This window comes from Methylobacterium komagatae (genome assembly GCF_042661665.1).
GTDB classification, from domain to species: Bacteria; Pseudomonadota; Alphaproteobacteria; order Rhizobiales; family Beijerinckiaceae; genus Methylobacterium; species Methylobacterium komagatae.
The window spans coordinates 4706331-4724691 of sequence record NZ_JBHSWN010000001.1; the positions used below are offsets into that span (position 1 = coordinate 4706331).

Below are 18361 nucleotides of genomic sequence, written 5' to 3' on the forward strand. Positions count from 1 at the left end.
CGCGAAAGCATGCCTTTGCTTCTGATCACTCAAAGCAAACGTTACCGGACGGCCGCCGCATGGCTAACGGTCACGAGCGGAGCGCTCGACGACCATGTCTTCTTTAGCCGGCTCGACGGCGTCACGCACATCAACACCCGGCAGTATGAGCGCCTGGTCGATGAGCGGGTCGCGGGCATCGGGCTGCGCAGTGAGTACGGTGGAACCCGTTCCCTGCGGCGCACGAAGGTGTCGTTGATCTACAAACGGACCGGTAACTTGGATGACAACCAAATCCTACTCAGCCACACTCAGAGCGAGAGTACGGTCAGGTACCTCGGCGTCGACGTCAAGGATGCTCTGTCTCTGGCCGAACGTACTGAGATTTGAGCGTTCGGCCCCGTGGAATCGATTTCGAGGGGCTTTCACCGCAGACCGGCAGAAAAGCACCTATGTCGGACGTGCTGAGAGCGGCCGGGGGGGCCAGAAGCAGCCTCAAGCGTTTCGTCCTTCCCTGTCTGCTCTGGATGGTACGCGGATTGGCTTTGTTCCCCAGATCGGTCGCTCCGCCTCGATCGGGCTTCATGGCGGGCGCAGGCAGGAGCCTCTGAGGAAATGAAAATCGGACTAGCTGCGATTCAGAGTAAGACGTCACCCAAAGCGAGGTCGATGTTCCCTTCACACCGCGCGTCACCGAAGCGGGCCGGTCGACATCCACCTTCAGCAGCTATTCCGCTGCCGACCCGGCCCGGCCGTTCATGTCGATGCATACTTTTTCACTTCAAATAAATACTGATTTTCATCATATTTTTTAAACAATCGTGCTACATGGCCCGCAAATTCGATGACATTTCTTTAGTATATTTCGAAATATAGATTTTATATTGCCATTTGTGCTCTAAATTTATTTTTTAAACCATGGGATTAGCGTCTGGATGCGTGGCATAGCGAAATTCGTGATTGTCGACCGTGCAATGTCAACGATGCGTGGTGCTAGGGATGAAAGATCGTCCCGTCGTGTGACGAGGAGCAGGTCTCGGGAGAAGCTCGGTCCGGGCAGTGGCAATACGCCAACCTGCGCGGCATGGGCGATACCTTGCAAGAGGCAAAGCGGAGTAGTGATGCCCACGCCCATCCCAGTCGCGACCATGGCGATCAGACTGTCGGATGTGTCGAACTCGAACGCCCGTGGCGGCCGAATGCCGAGCCGGCTCAAGTGCCTTTCGACCTGACTACCCACAAAGGAGCGCTCGCTGTGCCTGACTAAGCGGTGCTTCGCGAGAATTTCCTCCAGCCCCTGGTTTTCGAGTGTCGCTGCGATCGCCCTGGGCACGATCAGGACATACGGCTCGCGATAGAATGGGTACCGCTCGACATCATCCAAGTCCTCCATTGCATCACAGGTAATGGCCGCATCGATCGTACGGCGCAGCAGCGCCTCCCCATGAGACGCCGCTAGACCCGACCATGCGGAGAGGCTGAGGGCCGTCGCTCCGGTCACGAGTTCCTTCACCAGATAAGCGCCGACCGTGCCGGCATAGGAGTCCACGAGGCCAAGTCGCAGGTCGATTCGCTCAGGCAGAGCTGCAACCGTCCGCAGCGTGCCGAGCAGCGCTTCGTAATCGCGGCTCAAGTCAATCACCCGGCTCGCCAGCATCCGCCCCGCCCGCGTCGGTACGAGGGGACGCTTAGTGCGATCGAGCAGCTTGACGCCAGCGGTGGCCTCGGCCCGGCGCACAGCTTGGGACACCGCTGACTGCGTGATGCCGTAGCGTTGAGCGGCCTCCAACATGCTGCCGGTTTCCGCCACCGCGGCGACGATTTGCAGGGTCCTCAGATCAAAAGTTGGCTGCACGACGGAACCGATTAAGCGATTTTCACATAGATCTTCAGTTTTGCTTCATATCCAGCAATTTCGTTGCTTCATAGCCGCCGATGCAGTCAATTCGAGTTGTGTTCACGGATTAGGCATCTCGGCATTCTGATGAGCGAGCGAGCGGACTTTCTGGTGATCGGCCTGGGGGCTATGGGCAGCGCCGCCCTCTACCAGTTAGCGAAGCGAGGCGCGAAGGTTATCGGCCTCGATCGCTTCGCGCCGCCACACACGATGGGATCGAGCCATGGCGAGACCCGCATCACGCGACAGGCCGTCGGCGAGGGGCGCGACTACGTCCCGCTCGTTCTCGATACGCATCGCATCTGGCGCGAGTTGGAAGCCGATACGGGTGACACCCTGCTCAATGCTTGTGGCGTGTTGGTCATGGCACCCGGCGTGGGTGAGACTTCTCATCACGGAAAGCCGGATTTCGTGGCCCGCTCCCAGGAAGCCGCTCGGAGATTCGACATTCCCCACGAGATGCTCGACGGCCGGGAGGTGGCGCGCCGCTTCCCTCAATTCTTGAACCTCGAAGGGAACGAGAAGGCCTATTTTGAGCCCGGCGGCGGCTTCGTCTATCCAGAGCGTTGCATTAAGGCGCAGCTGACCCGCGCTGCGCAGCTCGGCGCCACGATACGCACTGACGTCGAGGTTCTCTCAATCGTTCAGGACGGCGATGGCGTCCGCGTCGAGACATCGGCAGGGGCCTTTGCGGCCGACCGGGTGGTGGTGTCGGCCGGCAGTTGGAATGCCGCGCTGCTTGGCCAGCCCTTCGACCGGCTACTGACTGTGAATCGGCAGGTGCTGCACTGGTACGAGCTAGAGGATACCTCGTCCTACCGCACCGATGCCCCCGTCTTCATCTGGATGCACGGCGCCACCGACGTCGATTACCTCTATGGCTTCCCGCCGCTACCGGGGGATCGGCGCCTCAAGGTGGCCACCGAGCAGTACAAAACCAGCACCACCGCCGACACGCTCGACCGGACGGTCGATCCCGCCGAGTCGGCCGAGATGTACCGGCGCCATGTCGCCGGGCGCCTGGCTGGAACGACACCACGCGTCGCCCAGGCCGCCGCCTGCCTGTACACCGTCACACCAGACCGGGGTTTCATCATCGACTGGCATCCACATCAGGACCGGGTGCTGGTCGTGTCGGCGTGTTCGGGACACGGCTTCAAGCACTCGGCTGGTATCGGCCGAGTGGCAGCCGAATTGCTGACCGAGGGCCGCAGCGGCATTCCCACGACGCCGTTTTCCGTCCGCCGCTTCCATTAACGCGAACCGATGACGCCACCCGCGGCTCGGAACGACCGCGCCGACCGCGCATCCCCGTAAGCACGCACGAGAGAGGTGAGATCCATGCAAGGCGTTCTTCGATTCGTGGCCTTAGGGGCCGCTACGACGTGGCTACTGGAGAGCGCCGGGGCCGCCGATGGCGTCGATGCCATCAAGAAGCGAGGCACCTTGCTTGTTGGCGTGAAGGCCGATTACCGCCCCTTCGGCTTCCGCGACCCCGCCGGCCAGATCGTCGGCATTGAACCGGATCTAGCAGCAGACGTGGCCAAGCGGCTCGGGGTCAAACTCGAACTCGTGCCCGTCGCCTCAGCCAATCGGATCGAGTTTCTTCAGCAGGGCAAGGTCGATGTACTGATAGCGACCATGTCGGACAAGCCGGAGCGCCGCCGTGTCGTGCAGGTGATCGAGCCGCTCTATTACTCCGATTTCGTCAATGTCTTGGTCAACAAGAAGACCGGGATCAAGGATTGGGCTGATCTCAAGGGCAAGCCCGTCTGCGCGACCTCCGGAGCTTGGTACAACAAGGACATCGCCCGCACCTATGGCGCCGAAATCATGGCGTTCGATGGCTCGGAGAAGCCCCTGTTCGCCATGAAGCAGGGCAATTGCGTTGGCTACGTGTACGATCAGACTTTTCTACAAGGTAAGTTGCTCGATGACGAGTGGAAGGCGGACTACGCCATGCCCCTTAAAGGCGTATTTTCAGCGCCGTGGATGATCGCAGTGGCGCAGGGCAATGCCGGCCTCCAGCAATTTTTGGAGACGACGACGAAAGATTGGATGAAGACCGGCTTCATCGTTGACGAAGAAAAGAAATGGGACATCAACCCGACTGAATACTCGCAGGCCATGTATGAGAAGTACAAGGCCAGCAATTGATGGCAAGGCGGGGCAACGGCCTGCCAGGACACCACGCTGCAATGATGGAATGAACCGAGGCGCTCGGCCTCGAAACGGCGAGGTCATGCGATGGGCTCGATCCCAGACTGGTTCCAGCGGCTTTATGTGTCGTCCGGCTTTAATTTTACGATCTTTTACGACAGCTACGATTGGATGAGATACTATAACGGTCTCAAGATGACCGTCTTTCTCGGTCTGACGACTATCATCGCTAGCGTGATTCTGGGAGCGGCAGGTGCTTTGATCCAAAGCGGCCCCTCGAGGGTTTTGCGGACATTCGTCAACGTCTTTGTCGTCGTGTTTCGCAATACACCTCCGTTGGTACAGATTTTCTTTTTTACTTCGGCCTTGGCTCTTTGCTACCATCAGTTGAAACAGCCAGCGGCATGAACGTTCCGATGGTCAACAACGTCCAGTGGGCGATCATCTCGCTGTCGTTGTTCGCAGCTGCCTTCAACGTCGAGATCTTCCGGTCTGGTATCGAAGCTGTTCCGAGGACGACGGTCGAGGCGGCTGAGGCGCTCGGGTATACGCGGCTCAAGTCCTACCTCTACATCGTCCTGCCCTTGGCGATCCGCGTCTGCCTGCCCGCGCTGAACAATAATTTGGTCAATCTCCTCAAAACGACGACACTCGCCTACGCCATCGCCGTTCCAGAAACCCTCTACGCCGTTAAACAGATCTGGTCCGAGTCGCAGAACGTCTCCGAGATGATGGTCGTACTGCTGGCGACCTATGGCATCCTCGTCGGAATTCTTGTTTGGCTGATGCATCGGTGGGAGCGGACGCTGCGCATTCCGGGATATGGCCGATGAAGACGACCTCAAACGGTTCGCCCGCTCTTCCCGTGCTGCTTCCCTATCGGGTCGTCCAGACCCGGATACATCCTCGGCTCAGCCTGCCTTCGGGCGTCGGACTGTGCTTCTGCGCTGTCATGGTGGCGTCAACGGCCTGGGCGCAGACGGGACCGGCAACAATGACACCCCTGCAAGTCATCGTGAAGTGGGCGCCGCTCCTGCTCTCGGGTTTCGCCTTCAACGTTTTGATTTCCGTACTTGCGATGGCGCTGGGCACCATCGCCGGTCTCGGCCTGGGCCTCGCGATGCTCTCCGACGTTCGGCCCCTCGCGAGGGCGAGTTGGATGGTGACACAGTTCTTTCGCAATGCTCCCTGGCTGGTCCTGCTCTTCTTTGTGATGTTTCTGATCCCATTCCAGATCACGGTGTTCAACATCGTCATTCCGTTGCCGGATTGGGTCAAGGCGACGGTCGGCTTCGCGCTGCCGGTCATGGCGAATGTCGCCGAGGTCGTGCGGGGCGCCGTCCGGTCCGTGCCTTCGACTCAGTGGGAAGCGGCTGAAGCCCTGTCCTTCACGCGGCGCCAGACCATGTGGCGGATCATCCTGCCGCAATGCATCAAGAGGATGCTGCCGCCATGGATGAATATCTATGCGCTCGTGACGATGGCGACAGTACTTGCTTCGATCGTCGGCGTCTCCGAGATGCTCACGTTGACCGCGCAGGTTCATGCGGCCGAGGGCGGACGGCCGGAATTGTTCGCACCGCTCTACGGCTTCGCGCTGCTTTGCTTCTTTGTCTACTGCTATCCAATCAATCTATGGACAGCTCATCTTGAGCGCCGGTTCCACATCCGTTGAGGAGCTCAAGATAATGACCATGCCTTGGACATCTGACCAGCCTATCGTTCAGTGCACCGACATCCAGAAATCCTACGGCACCTTTGACGTGCTGAAAGGTGTCAGCCTTTCGGTCAAGAAAGGGGAAGTCGTCTGCATCATCGGCCCATCGGGCTCCGGCAAATCGACCCTGATCCGGTGCATCAACGCACTCGTGCCAATCACCTCCGGTTCCATCCTGGTTGAGGGCATCGAGGTTGCCAACCCGAAGCTCGACAAGTTGGCCCTGCGCCGTAAGGTCGGCATGGTGTTCCAGCAATATAACCTCTTCCCGCACAAGACGGCGCTGCAGAACGTGATGATGGCCCCCATCCATGTCCTCGGGCAGGACAAGCACGAGGTTGAGGGGCGTGCCCGTGCCCTCCTTGCCAAGGTTCGGCTGGCAGGAAAGGAGAATGCCTATCCAGGCGAACTTTCAGGCGGGCAGCAGCAGCGTGTCGCCATTGCCCGCTCCTTGGCGATGCGGCCAGATATTATGCTGTTCGACGAGGTCACCGCCGCCTTGGACCCCGAAACAGTCAAGGAGGTACTTGTCACGATCCGCGAACTGTCCGAGGAGGGCATGACGTGCATGCTTGTGACCCACGAGATGAACTTTGCTCGGGATGTGGCCGACCACATCTACTTCACGGATCGTGGCGTCATCGTAGAACATGGGCCACCTGCGACCTTCTTCACTTCCGCGCGGGATGAGCGCACACGCCGATTTCTTTCGCAGGTGCTGTAGACCCGAGAGATCAGTTTGCACCCTTTCTTGATGCAGTCACTGACCGGTAATGAAGTAAGGACTAGACGCAAAATCTGCGACCAGAGGCGTGACTCGCCCCGCGTCGGAAACTTGAAGCAACAATCTGGTTGATCCAGGGGCGACAGGCCTTATCAAGCCAACGTTGCAAGATGTGGGAAGAGTTCATGAGCGAACGCATCATCCTCCGCGCCGGCGAGGCCCTCGTGGCGGGCGGCCCGCCCAACACCGCCTCGGAGCCCGAGGTCATCATCGGCGAGCTCGACGGGCCAGTCGGCACAGCGCTCGCGACTCTGACCGGCGACCAAGTGGTCGGTCACAGCCGCGTCTTTGCCCTGCTCAACACCGACATCATGGTTCGCCCGGTGACGCTCTGCGTCTCAAAGGTGAGCGTGACCGAGAGCAAGTACACCTCGATCCTGATGGGCACGGTGCAGTTCGCCATCGCCAACGGCGTCCTTGACGCGGTGCGGGCTGGCTACATCCCGAAGGAGAAGGCCAATGACCTCGGAATCATCTGCTCGGTCTGGCTGAGCCCGGGCGTCATCCAGGCCGAGACGGTCGACCACAAGGCGCTGTTCGAGATCCAGCGCAAAGGCATGACCGAGGCGATCCGCAAGGCCATGACCAACGAACCGTCGATCGACTGGCTCCTGGAGAACCAGGATAAGATCACGCACAAGTATTACCAGATGGGCTTAGAAGGAAAAATTTAGCAATTCGAAAGTGAGCCTTAGCCCAGCGATCGATAGTGTAACGTCCGCTCTCCGGTGCCTAGCGCCTTAGAGCGGATGGGGTGGATTGCTCCCGCTTCGGCTGACGGCATCTTGGTGCCAGGATGTGGTCGCTGCCGAAGCCGGAGTCACACAGATGCAGGAGCCATCCCTCTGGAGATCGGCACCGTCGGCATCGACCTAGCCAAGATCATCTTCCAGATTTACGCCGTCGATGCGCCATGGAGACATACGGCACGGCGCACCACTAGGCCAGTGAACTGACCAAGCTCGGTCACGACGTGAGGCTGATGCCGCCGGCTTACGTGAAGCCGTTCATGAAGCGTGGCAAGACCGATGCGAACGATGCCGCTGCCATCAGCAGACGGTCGCCGCTAGTGGGAACAACCGTTTCGTATAGGGCCAATCAAGACGTGCGGGGGTCTCACAGAAGTTGCTTGAGCCAGAGGCTCCGCAGCCTCATTCTAGGCTAAAGTACAATCCTTGATGCGAAATTTCGTAGCTTGACCCGCTGAATTGGCATCGTTTGTGATCAGTTTGCGATCATTTTCGAGTCCTTTGCGACCGAAACTGAACTGCTTATGATGGGCAGTGGGACGAACGATTAGTTAGGAGACCGTTAGCATGCGAGTAGAAGCTGCTAAAAGGTAAGCCATGAAGGTCGCCAAAGAGAACAGCCAGATTTGGTCGATGGCGGCTTTATCGTATTTTTCAGCCGCAGCTCTCACAATCCATTTGACGAGTAACGGCAAAGATATTGCAACGATTTGGCCTGCAAACGCCATTCTTGTCGCGCTTTTGCTGGCAGAGGATCGCCCACGCTGGACGAATGTGCTTTCAGCGGGATTTATTGGCGGTGTCGCCGCCAATTATGTCATGCGCGGAACGCTGATAGGTCCAATAGCCTTCGGATTGGGCAACATTGTTGAGATATGGATCGCAGCAACTTGCCTGCGTTGTGAAACTAATCGGGATGGAATCCTACAATCAACCCCAGCAGTAGCGAGGTTCATCGCAATGGCTGGACTTGCCGCGCCCACTTTGAGTGGAGTCATCGGAGCCGCTGCCGCATGCTCCGTTTATGGGGAGCCATTCTGGAAATCGTTTTCAACTTGGCTTGCCAGCGACAGCCTTGGTCTTTTGGTTTTTACCCCATTCTTCCACGCCACATTTCGTGGAGATTTTGTCGTTTGTTTTAAAAGAAAAAGCTGGCTGCAGAGATTTGAGTGTTTACTTCTACTAGCGTTCGTCTGCTCTGTGACATACTGGGTATTTTATATTTCGCCTTATCCGGCGATCTTTGCAATCTTTCTGCCTCTGATGCTGGTCACGTTCCGAGTGGGCCGCCTCGGCACGAAAGCAGCAGTGATGCTGATCGCCATCATCGGCGGTATTGCGACCATGAACGGTTACGGACCCATCTCACGTCTGTTTCCTGGCCCCTTCATGCAGGCACAGGCATTCCAAGCGTTTCTCGCGGTCACTCTGCTGATATGCTTGCCGGTCGCTGCAGAGGTCACTGCCCGGGCGCGTCTTACGGCAGCCCTCGCTGCGCATAGTCAGCAAATGACGCTAAGCGCCATTACGGATCCTCTGACCGGAATGCTTAACCGCGGAGGCTTTGAAGCTAAACTTCAGAAGAAAGCTTTGCACCGACTGGACGCCCGCATCAGCCTGATCGCGATCGACTTGGATCACTTCAAGCAAATTAACGACCGCTGGGGGCATCACGCCGGTGATCAGGCCCTCAAGCATCTCAGCTCTATTCTTGCGAGCAATACCCGCGCGCTTGACATTGTCGGCCGAATTGGGGGCGACGAATTCATGATCGCGCTTCCTGACAGCGATCTGGAACTAGCTAAGGCGGTCGGAGAGCGCGTGCGCAACGCTGCCCGGACATCGCCTCTTGAGATCGACGATAAGATTGTGACCACGATTTCGCTGAGCATAGGCATTGCCTCCGCCCGGCCAGGTGAGACTTACGAAGGAGTTGCCCGACGCGCAGACCGAGCGCTGTACGATGCCAAAAATGCTGGTCGAAATACAATCAGGACGAGTGCTTGATCCACTCGCACGATATCAAAGCCTCCTGCGACGTAAGTTGGGCCATCACTGATCTGAATGGTGAGGATGGGCGTCGCATCCACACCCCAATGCCGCCGGGCCGAAACAAGGTCTCACTGACAATGCGATTGCCGAGCGTGGTGAAAATCAGTTTCCAGAAAAAAGGGGCAGGTCCCGGAATGCCGGGGGCAGCAATGATCGCGAAGGAGTCCGGCGCCATTGAACAACTTTGATAGAGATGAAGCTTAAAATAGTGCCGATGTGATTTATAAGGTTGAAAATCAGGTCAGTAAAAATCGATAAATTTATGTACGCAACCGAAAATTAGTGATGCGGACACGATATTGCTCGCCGCGGCGGATGCCGAGCGGACGAAGTTATCAGGGTTGCGCGGAGTTGTCGGACGCTTAGGGCGCCGTGTCCTCGACGAACTTGGTGCCGCTCCAGACGGACCGCCCGCCGGCCTTCAGTCCGACCGACTTGAGTCCGGTATAGGTGTTGTTGCGGCCGGTGGTTTCGTCGAGGTACCCGATCTGGGCTTTCCCGGCATTGGTGGTGTCATTGACACCCCCGATGAACGTCACGCTCTCGGTGCGGAAGTTCCGGGTCTGGCCGCCGATGTCGATGCCGCAGACGTCGGACAGGCGTCCTTTACTCGGTGAGGTCATGTCGTTACCGGCGGTGTTGTAGCCGCAGATCATGGACGAGCGCAGGAAGCCGCCATCGGCGCCGCTGATCCGAACTGCCCCGCCGAGATGGGCGGTCGTCAAGATGTTGATGATCTGCAGGAAGGCGACGCTGGTGAAGCCATGATCGCCGTTGATGTCGAGCGCTCGCTTGCCGATGAGTTGACCGTTCAACCTGGTGTTGGCGATGGTCATCCGCCGCAGGCTGGCGAAGTTCGCGCCCTGGCAGAAGGTGGCGATGTTGGCTTCGTTGCTCTCGTCGTGGTCGCCACCCATGATGCTACCATTCAGGAGTATGTCGTCCGGACGGACGGCGGCGATCCTGATGTTGTACCGATCCGCAGCAGCCGAGAAACAATCGAGGATCTGAAAGTCTTCCTGGCTCTGGATTTCGAAGATGCAGACCGGGCCGGCTCGCCGCGTCGTGGTAACTGCGACGTTGCTCGCTGAGCAAGCGACGGCGCTCGCTTGGGTGATGCCGTCCTGCACCGTGTAGGTCTGCGGGACGGTGGTCGCGCCGCCGTAGAGGGTGCAGGAGTCGGCCCAGAATGAGGTCCCGGCCCCGTGCGCCGTTCCACCGTGCGCAAGCAGGACGGCAGCCTGACCTTCCTGCATCCGCGGGTTTCGCCGATCCCAGATCTGCGCGAGGCTTCGGCACCGGAGCATCCGCTTGCTGTCGCCGCCGTAGAACGCATAGGTGTAGACAGCGCCGCCCTGCTGGCAGTCTTCGACCGCGAAGCCGGCGCCACCCCACACTTCGAGCATCGCCTCACTGTGGGAAAGTTGCCCGGCGAGGGTCTCGTTACCGACGAGCGCGCCCAAGAGGCGCCCCGGGTGTTCCCAACGAATTCCCTGGACGAGGCCGCGCCCGGCCGACTTCGCCTGATCGGTGCGGGAACCGAGCCGGATGGCAGCTACGCCGCGCGTCGAGGTCACCGGGCCGGAGACCGGGTAAGGAATCGTCACGCTCTCAAGCGTCTGAAGAGCGACGTTGCGCGCGAAGATCGAGTACTCGGGGTTGGCGCCCATGATGACGGCGCCGCCGCCTTCGTAGACGAGCCCCTGCGTCTTGATGTTGACGTAACGGCCTGGGTTGAACAGGCGGCACCCGAACTTGTCGATGATCTTCTGGATGCCGACGCTGTCGTCGTCCATGCCGTTGAGGGGGACTGCAAAGCCCGCATCGGCGGCCCAGGCCAAGTTGTAGAGGCCAGACCAATCGTCTGGGCGCTTAAGCCAAGGGCCGAACGGGCGATAGGCTTGGTCAGACGGTGAGCCCTCAAGCGCTAGGCAAGCGGTACTCGCGCTTGCGACCGCGGTAAGGCCGGCAAGAATCGCCCGGCGGCTCGGTGCAATAGACATAGGTGGCCGCCTAACGCGGCTTGGGCTGCAACGCCATAGACAAACTTTTTCATCGCGCATTGCGCGTTCCAGCACCGAGAACGCGATGATGGGCGCCATGGTCGCCATGACCGTCGGTATGCTGGCGATGCGCCATTGAGTGCCGCCGTCGAAAAGCCGGAGTGATTTCGCCCGGGCGTCACCTTGCCAGAAGGCGGAGGACAGGCCTCTGCACCGGTGCTTTTGACCTATATCGGCCGCCGTCCCCGACTGGTAACACGCGCGACGGCCCCGTCCCGGGACCGTCCGAACGCGGGATCGGGTTTGATACAGAGCAGCAACGCGGCCCACCAGCGAATCGACCTGTCTGCCTGCGACCGCGAGCCCATTCACATCGTGGGCAGCGTTCAGCCGCACGGCTTCCTGCTGGCCCTCGACGTGCCTGACCTGACCATCCTCCAGGCCAGCGCCAACGCACCTGCGACCGCCACGGTCGGAACCGGTCTCGAAGCGGCCTATCCGGAACTCGCGGCGCTGGTTCGCCGCTACCTCACCGGGGAGGCCCGGCAGGACGGAGCGGTCTACCTTCGGACAGTGACCCTGGAGATCGGGGGCGTCCGCCAAGCCTACGAAGTTGCCGCCCACGGCGTCGACGGCTTCGTCATCCTGGAACTTGAGGAGACCGACGACCTCTCAGGCGATGCGGGCCTCGACGCGCTCACCCCCGGCTCCGAGCCTTCGTCGAGCGCCTCCACGCCGCGCGATCCGTCGAGGATCTCTGCCACCTATTGGCTGTCGACATCCGCCATGTCACCGGCTTCGACCGGGCCCTGGTCTACCGGTTCGACCGGGATTGGCACGGGACGGTGCTGGCCGAGGACGGCAACGGCGTCCTGCCGAGCTATCTCGATCTGCGCTTTCCGGCCTCCGACATCCCGGCCCAGGCGCGCGAACTCTACCGCCGCAACCGGCTGCGCATCATCCCGGATGCGGCCTACGTACCGGTGCCGATCAGGCCGGCCATGACCCCGGCCGGCAAGCCCCTCGACCTGAGCCAGTCGGTGCTGCGCTCGGTCTCGCCGGTGCACGTCGAATACATGCGCAACATGGGCACGATGGCGTCCATGTCGGTCTCGATCCTCGTCGATGGCGCGCTGTGGGGGCTCGTCTCCTGCCACAACCAGGATCCCAAGCGGGTGCCGCTCCTGGCCCGCAATGCCTGCGACTTCCTTACTCAGATCTTCGCCCTGCAGCTCTCCGCCAAGGTCCGCGGCGAGCAGGCCGAGCAGCGCCTGGCACTCGGCGCGGTCCAGTCCCGGTTGCTCGGCTACATGGCCGAGGAAGAGAGCTTCATCGACGGCCTGCTGAACCACCCCGACGACGTCCTCGCCCTGGTGAACGCTTCGGGTGCGGCGGTGGTGACGAGCGACCGGTGCCGGTTGCTCGGCGCGACCCCGGCCGAGGGTGAGGTCCGCGCCCTCTACGACTGGCTGTCGGCCCGCTCGGATTCCGACGACATGTTCGCGACCGACGCTTTGGCGGAGGCGTTCCCCCGGGCCGAGGCTTTCGCGGACAGGGCCAGCGGCCTGCTCGCGATCTCGATCTCCAAGCGGTACGCGAGCTACGTCCTCTGGTTCAGGCCGGAGGTGGTGCGCACCGTGAAGTGGGGCGGCAACCCGGTGAAGGCCGCCCAGCCCGATCCCGATGGGGGGCCGGACCGGCTGCACCCGCGCAAGTCGTTCGAGATCTGGAAGGAGACCGTGAAGGGCCGCTCGCTGCCCTGGTCTGTGCCCGAGGCAGAGGCGGCCAAGGACCTGCGCGCTTCGGTCCTCGGCATCGTGCTGCGCCGGGCCGAGGAACTCGCGGCCATGAGCGAGGAGCCCAGCGCTCGAACAAGGAGTTGGAAGCGTTCTCCTACTCGGTCAGCCATGACCTCCGAGCGCCGTTCCGGCACATCGTCGGCTACTCGAACCTGTTGAAGAACAAGGAGGGGGCCAACCTTTCCGAGAAGGGTCGGCACTACGTCGATACGATCATCGAGGCGGCGTTCTCGGCCGGCACCCTCGTCGACAACCTTCTGACCTTTTCCCAGATGGGGCGCCACTCGCTGAACAAGGTGAGCGGCGACCTGAACGCCCTGGTCGAGGAGGTCCGGCGCAAGGTGATGCGCGACGTCGCGCCCGAGCGGACGGTGCGCTGGGAGATCGGCGCGCTCGGTCGCGTCCACGGCGATCCGATCATGCTGAGGCTGGTCATCGAAAATCTGCTCTCGAACGCGGCGAAGTACACCCGCGGCAAGCCAGAGTCGGTCATCGAGGTCGGGCGCCTGCCGCCCCAGGACGGCGAGGCGGTGTTCTTCGTGCGCGACAACGGCGCCGGCTTCGACATGGCCTATGTCGATAAGCTGTTCGGCGTGTTCCAGCGCCTGCACCGTGTCGAGGAGTTCGAGGGCACCGGCATCGGGCTCGCCAACGTCCGCCGGATCGTCGAGCGTCACGGCGGCCGGACCTGGGCCGAGGGCAAGCCCGGCGAAGGCGCCACCTTCCATTTCACCTTACCCATCCGGGAGGAGGCGTAGCCACATGGCGGGACTGAAGCCCATCCTCCTCGTCGAGGACAATCCGAACGACATCGAGCTCGACCCTGGCGGCACTGGAATCGAGCCAACTCGCCAACCAGATCGTCATCTGCCGAGACGGTGCCGAGGCGCTCGACTGGATCTTTCGCCGCGGCCCGCACGAAGCCCGCCAAGTGCAGGACCCGGCCGTCGTGCTCCTCGACCTGAAGCTGCCGAAGGTCGACGGGCTGGAGGTGCTGGAGACGGTGAAGGCCGACCCCACGACCCGCGGCATCCCGGTGGTGATGCTGACCTCGTCCCGGGAAGAGGCCGACGTCGTCCGTTCCTACAAGCTCGGGGTCAACGCCTTCGTGGTGAAGCCGGTGGCCTTCGACGAGTTCTTCGCGGCCATCAAGGAGATCGGCGTGTTCTGGGCGCTCCTGAACGAGCCGCCCCCGCACAAGGGAGGCTGGCCATCGAACGAATAATCGGGCCCGCAGCCGGCCCCCTGCGCATCCTCCACCTGGAGGACAGCGACCTCGACGCGGAACTCATCGAGGCGGAGCTGGAGAACCTCGGCCACCCGGTGGTGATCGAGCGCGTGATTACGCGCGACGAGTTCGCCGCCGCTGCCGTGGAAGGCCGCCACGACATCATCCTCGCCGACTACGTCCTGCCGACCTTCGACGGCGTGAGCGCGCTGGGCATCGCCCGGCAGCAATGTCCGGACACGCCCTTCATCTTCTGCTCGGGGACGCTGGGCGAGGAAGTCGCGGTCGAGGCCATCAAGAACGGCGCGACCGACTACGTGACGAAGCAGCGCCTCGATCGCATGTCCCGGACCATCGTCCGGGCCCTGGCCGAACGGCGCGCCCGCCACGACAAGCGCGCCGCCGAGGCCGCCCTGCAGGCCCTGAACGATACGCTCGAGACGCGTATCCTTGAGCGCACCCGCGAACTCGCGGTGTCCAACTCGGCCCTTGAGAACCAGATCGTCGAGCGCGAGCGGGCGGAGGACGCCCTTCGGCTCAGCCAGCGGCTGGAGGCGGTCGGGCAGTTGACCAGCGGCGTGGCGCACGACTTCAACAACCTGCTCACCGTCATCGCGGGCAACATCGAGTTCCTCGAACGCGCCGTCACCGACGAGCGCTCGAAGCGGCGGCTCGACATGATGCGCGGGGCCGCCGCCCGCGGCGCGAACCTGACCGCGCAGCTCCTGGCCTTCTCCCGGCGCCAACGGCTGGTCCCGACCCCGGTCAGCCTGAACCGGACGGTCGTATCGATGCGCGACCTGCTTCAAAGCTCCATCGGCGGCTCCATCCAGATCGAGACGACGCTGCAGGACGGGCTTTGGCCCGCGCTCATCGACGCCACCCAGATCGAACTCGTCATCCTCAATCTCGCGATCAACGCCCGGGACGCCATGGCGGTCGGCGGGCGGCTCGCCATCGAGACGGCCAACGTCACCATCACCGGCAAGCCGACCCGGCCCGAGCAGCCGCAGCCCGGCGATTATGTGATGATTTCGGTCAGCGACACCGGGACCGGGATGCCCCCCGAGGTGCTGTCGCGGGTGTTCGAGCCGTTCTTCACGACCAAGGAGACCGGTAAGGGCTCGGGGCTCGGCCTTGCGCAGGTCTTCGGCTTCATCAAGCAGTCCGGCGGCGGCATCCGCATCGACACGGTTCTCGGCGAGGGCACCTCGTTCAAGGTGTACCTTCCCCGCGTCGAGGCGACCGAGGCGGAGGTGTGGGCCGAGGCGCCTCCCCCGAGACCGCAACGGCCCACTCGCACGGGAGCCAAGCCGTCATCCTGGTCGTGGATGACGACGCGGGCGTGCGCGAGGTGACGGTCACGCGCCTCTCCGAGGTGGGGTACACGGTTCGGGAGGCCACGTCCGGCCTACAGGCGCTCGCGGCCCTCGAAGCCGATCCACATGTCGACCTCGTGGTGCTCGACTTCGCGATGCCGGGCATGAACGGGGCCGAAGTGGCGACCGAGATCCGAAGGCGCTGGCAGGCCATGCCGGTGTTGTTCGTAACCGGCTTCGCGGACACCGCGGCGCTGGCCGATGCCGGGGCGAACGGCGCGGATGCCATCGTTCTGAAGCCCTTTCGCAAGGGCGAACTCGAACGGAAGGTGGCGACGGCCCTGGGCAGCAGGACGACAGCGGGCCTTCGCCTGGTCTCGGACCGGACCAAGATCGTCTGAGCGGATCGCGCCAGCGGGCCGCCGGGCGGCGATGACCTATGACTGGCGAATATCCGCCTGCTCCGAAAGGGTTGCCACGGCGCGTGGTGGCGCCCTCCCCGGCGCCGCGGCTTCGCTCCCGGCCTCCAGCGTCCATCCCTTCACCAGCGCGTAGACGGCGGGGATCACGACGAGGGTCAGCGCGGTCGAGGAGACCATCCCGCCGATCATCGGCACGGCGATCCGTTGCATGATCTCCGAACCCGCGCCCTGGCTCCAGAGGATCGGCACGAGCCCGGCCATGATCGCGACGACCGTCATCATCTTGGGTCGAACCCGCTCGACCGCACCGACCATGATGGCGCGGCGCAGATCGGCCCGCGTCGGGGGCCTGGCTTCGCGCGCGCAGATGGTCCGAACCTCGTCCCAGGCATGGTCGAGATAGACCAGCATGATGACGCCGGTCTCCGCAGCGACGCCAGCGAGCGCGATGAAGCCGACCGCCACCGCCACCGAGAGGTTAAACCCCATCCACCACAGCAGCCACACTCCGCCGACCAGGGCGAAGGGAAGCGACAGCATCACGATGAGCGTCTCGGTCAGCCGCCGGAAGTTCAGGTAGAGGAGGAGGAACACGACGATGAGCGTGAGCGGCACCACGATCCTCAGCCGCGCCTCGGCTCGCTCTAGCCCGACTTATTCATTGGGCTTCGGCGGACGGTGCGTTTTGGGCTGATGGCGAGCGGGATCGCACGTCTGTTCTGACGCGTGTGGATCTGGAGTGTTCTGTCGGCGCTGGAGGGATGGAAGCGGGTTCGTCGGGGCGTCACAGCCCCGTGGTTCAGGCCGGGGCCGGAGCAAACGCGGTCGCGAGGTGGCGTAGCAGGTCGGCCTCGGGACAGGCGGCAGCGAAGGCAAGACGGACACGGGCAGCGGTCTCGCGGATGCGGGCCCCGAGCTTGAGTAACCGCAGCCGGATCGTCGCGAACTCGGCTCTGGCGAGACGATGGGTCTTCGGGATGGCGTCGCGGACGGTCAGCATCAGCCAGTAAGCCGCCGTGTGCAGCACGAGCCGCATCTGGTTGGCGGCAGGGTTCCGGCAGGAGGTGCGGTCGGAGGCCAACTGCGTTTTGTGGAGTTTGATCAGGTTCTCGGCCTGACCGCGGGCGCAGTAGAGGTCGGCGTAGAGCCATTCGGGCGTGCCGGTGGTGATGTTCGTGACCACGTAGCGGATGTCGAGGCCGAGCCGCGTGGCCTCGATGCGGGCAGCGACGCGGCGTTGCTGTCGCCAGGACTTGGCCGCGTGCGTGGTCTCGGCAAAGCCGCGCACCGCATCCTTGTCGTCGATGGCCCGCGCCACCCGGATAGGGTCGGCGGTGTCCTCGACCTTGGCGGCGAGCGCCTTGGTGCCGGTCAGGCCGAAGACGTAGGTGACCCCATTATCCTCGCACCAGTCCATCGCCTCCGGCCGGCCGTAATGGCCGTCACCCCGGATGGTGATCGCGGTGTTCGGCCAGTGGCGGCGGATCGCCCGGACGAGCCGACGCAGATGGCCCCGCACCTCGCGACCCGAGGGCGTCTTGCCCGGGCGCAGGATCATCGCGACGGGACGGCTGGTGGCGGTGTCGTAGACGTGGATCGGCAGAAAGCAGCGCTCAGCGTGATGAGCGTTGAACAGCGACAGTTGCTGCTGGCCGTGCACCACATCACAGGTGTCGTCGATGTCGAGAGTAACGGCGGCTGGCGGCACGGCGTAACTGGCGCAGTAGAGGTCGACCAGCACCCGCCCGAGCCGGATGAGGTCGCGCAGGCCCGGCGTGTTCTCCAGCCGCGAGACGGTGGGTTGGCTCATCAGGTCCGCGCCGCTGTCGGGCAGGCGGCCGCAGGCGAGCTTGAAGGCTGGATCGGCGCGCAGATGGTCGAGGTCATCGGCATCCTCGTACCCGCAGGCGATGGCCAGGATGCGTGCCAGCAGGATCTCGGGCAACGGATGCAGAACCCGGCTCGGATCACGCCGGTCCGGGATCACCGCGGCGAGCTTCTCGGCGATGCCCAACCGTCGGGCAGCCTGGGCGAGCAGCAGGACGCCGCCGTCCGAGGTCAGGCGTCCGCCGTCAAACGCAGCTGTGAGCTTCTTGCCCCAGACGGATGGAAACGCGAACGGGAGACACGTAGGATCGGACATGGCGGGCGTGGCGGGCTCGATGCGGTCTGAAGGCTTGGCAACAGCACCCAATCCCTAAGCCATATCAATGGCCTACGCTACGCTCGCCACCTCAGATCCACTGCCCTCA

General features: G+C 62.4%; 14 protein-coding genes and 5 pseudogenes. 15 read left to right on the top strand and 4 right to left on the bottom strand.

Features of this window, described 5'->3' with window-relative positions; translation table 11 throughout:
- Positions 1-78: 78 nt before the first annotated feature.
- A pseudogene (locus ACFQE0_RS23190) lies at positions 79-369 on the top strand (site-specific integrase); the annotation flags it as partial.
- Positions 370-883: 514 nt separating this feature from the next.
- On the opposite strand, the gene ACFQE0_RS23195 reads toward ACFQE0_RS23190, so the two are convergent.
- The gene (locus ACFQE0_RS23195; RefSeq protein WP_378973863.1) at positions 884-1834 is read right to left on the bottom strand and encodes a LysR family transcriptional regulator; all 951 of its coding nucleotides are present in this window, start codon (positions 1832-1834) and stop codon (positions 884-886) included.
- Positions 1835-1963: 129 nt separating this feature from the next.
- Between ACFQE0_RS23195 and solA the strand changes: the two genes are divergently transcribed.
- From solA to ACFQE0_RS23245, 10 genes and pseudogenes are all read left to right on the top strand, one after another.
- On the top strand, positions 1964-3133 hold the full coding sequence (gene solA, locus ACFQE0_RS23200; protein ID WP_378973865.1) for an N-methyl-L-tryptophan oxidase: 1170 nt from the start codon (positions 1964-1966) through the stop codon (positions 3131-3133).
- 84 nt (positions 3134-3217) lie between these two features.
- Positions 3218-4033 (top strand): transporter substrate-binding domain-containing protein, encoded by an 816-nt coding sequence (locus tag ACFQE0_RS23205; protein WP_378973867.1) that lies wholly within the window; start codon positions 3218-3220, stop codon positions 4031-4033.
- 90 nt (positions 4034-4123) lie between these two features.
- Positions 4124-4444 (top strand): ABC transporter permease subunit, encoded by a 321-nt coding sequence (locus ACFQE0_RS23210; protein ID WP_378973869.1) that lies wholly within the window; start codon positions 4124-4126, stop codon positions 4442-4444.
- 8 nt (positions 4445-4452) lie between these two features.
- Positions 4453-4869 carry an ABC transporter permease subunit gene (locus ACFQE0_RS23215; protein ID WP_378973871.1) on the top strand — a complete coding sequence of 139 codons (417 nt, stop codon included), beginning with the start codon at positions 4453-4455 and terminating at the stop codon, positions 4867-4869.
- Entirely contained in the window at positions 4866-5711 is an 846-nt protein-coding gene (locus tag ACFQE0_RS23220; protein WP_378973873.1) for an amino acid ABC transporter permease, read from the top strand. The genes ACFQE0_RS23215 and ACFQE0_RS23220 overlap by 4 nt, the downstream gene beginning before the upstream one ends.
- Positions 5712-5724: 13 nt before the next feature.
- Positions 5725-6477 carry an amino acid ABC transporter ATP-binding protein gene (locus tag ACFQE0_RS23225; RefSeq protein ID WP_378975652.1) on the top strand — a complete coding sequence of 251 codons (753 nt, stop codon included), beginning with the start codon at positions 5725-5727 and terminating at the stop codon, positions 6475-6477.
- Between the two features lie 185 nt (positions 6478-6662).
- Complete coding sequence (locus tag ACFQE0_RS23230; RefSeq protein WP_378973875.1) at positions 6663-7211, top strand: formaldehyde-activating enzyme; 549 nt, start codon at positions 6663-6665, stop codon at positions 7209-7211.
- Positions 7212-7382: 171 nt separating this feature from the next.
- Positions 7383-7588 (top strand): annotated as a pseudogene (locus ACFQE0_RS23235) (IS110 family transposase); the annotation flags it as partial.
- A 295-nt stretch (positions 7589-7883) separates the two neighbouring features.
- Positions 7884-9293, top strand: coding sequence for a sensor domain-containing diguanylate cyclase (locus ACFQE0_RS23240; protein ID WP_378973877.1), 1410 nt, complete (start codon positions 7884-7886; stop codon positions 9291-9293).
- Positions 9290-9526: a hypothetical protein gene (locus tag ACFQE0_RS23245; RefSeq protein ID WP_378973879.1), complete on the top strand. Its 237-nt coding sequence runs from the start codon at positions 9290-9292 to the stop codon at positions 9524-9526. The genes ACFQE0_RS23240 and ACFQE0_RS23245 overlap by 4 nt, the downstream gene beginning before the upstream one ends.
- Before the next feature lie 174 nt (positions 9527-9700).
- Here ACFQE0_RS23245 and ACFQE0_RS23250 read toward each other — a convergent pair whose 3' ends face one another.
- Entirely contained in the window at positions 9701-11179 is a 1479-nt protein-coding gene (locus tag ACFQE0_RS23250; protein ID WP_378973881.1) for a hypothetical protein, read from the bottom strand.
- Between the two features lie 468 nt (positions 11180-11647).
- Here ACFQE0_RS23250 and ACFQE0_RS23255 point away from each other — a divergent pair.
- From ACFQE0_RS23255 to ACFQE0_RS23270, 4 genes and pseudogenes are all read left to right on the top strand, one after another.
- Positions 11648-13898: pseudogene (locus tag ACFQE0_RS23255) on the top strand (ATP-binding protein).
- A gap of 4 nt (positions 13899-13902) precedes the next feature.
- Positions 13903-14365, top strand: a pseudogene (locus ACFQE0_RS23260) (response regulator).
- 77 nt (positions 14366-14442) lie between these two features.
- Positions 14443-15726, top strand: a complete 1284-nt coding sequence (locus ACFQE0_RS23265; protein WP_378975654.1) for an ATP-binding protein — start codon at positions 14443-14445, stop codon at positions 15724-15726.
- Entirely contained in the window at positions 15714-16088 is a 375-nt protein-coding gene (locus ACFQE0_RS23270) for a response regulator (RefSeq protein ID WP_378973883.1), read from the top strand. Before ACFQE0_RS23265 ends, ACFQE0_RS23270 begins: the two co-directional genes overlap by 13 nt.
- A 36-nt stretch (positions 16089-16124) precedes the next feature.
- Here ACFQE0_RS23270 and ACFQE0_RS23275 read toward each other — a convergent pair.
- Positions 16125-16757 (bottom strand): annotated as a pseudogene (locus ACFQE0_RS23275) (efflux RND transporter permease subunit); the annotation flags it as partial.
- A 151-nt stretch (positions 16758-16908) separates the two neighbouring features.
- On the bottom strand, positions 16909-18252 hold the full coding sequence (locus ACFQE0_RS23280; RefSeq protein WP_378968723.1) for an IS1380 family transposase: 1344 nt from the start codon (positions 18250-18252) through the stop codon (positions 16909-16911).
- Between the last annotated feature and the right edge of the window lie 109 nt (positions 18253-18361).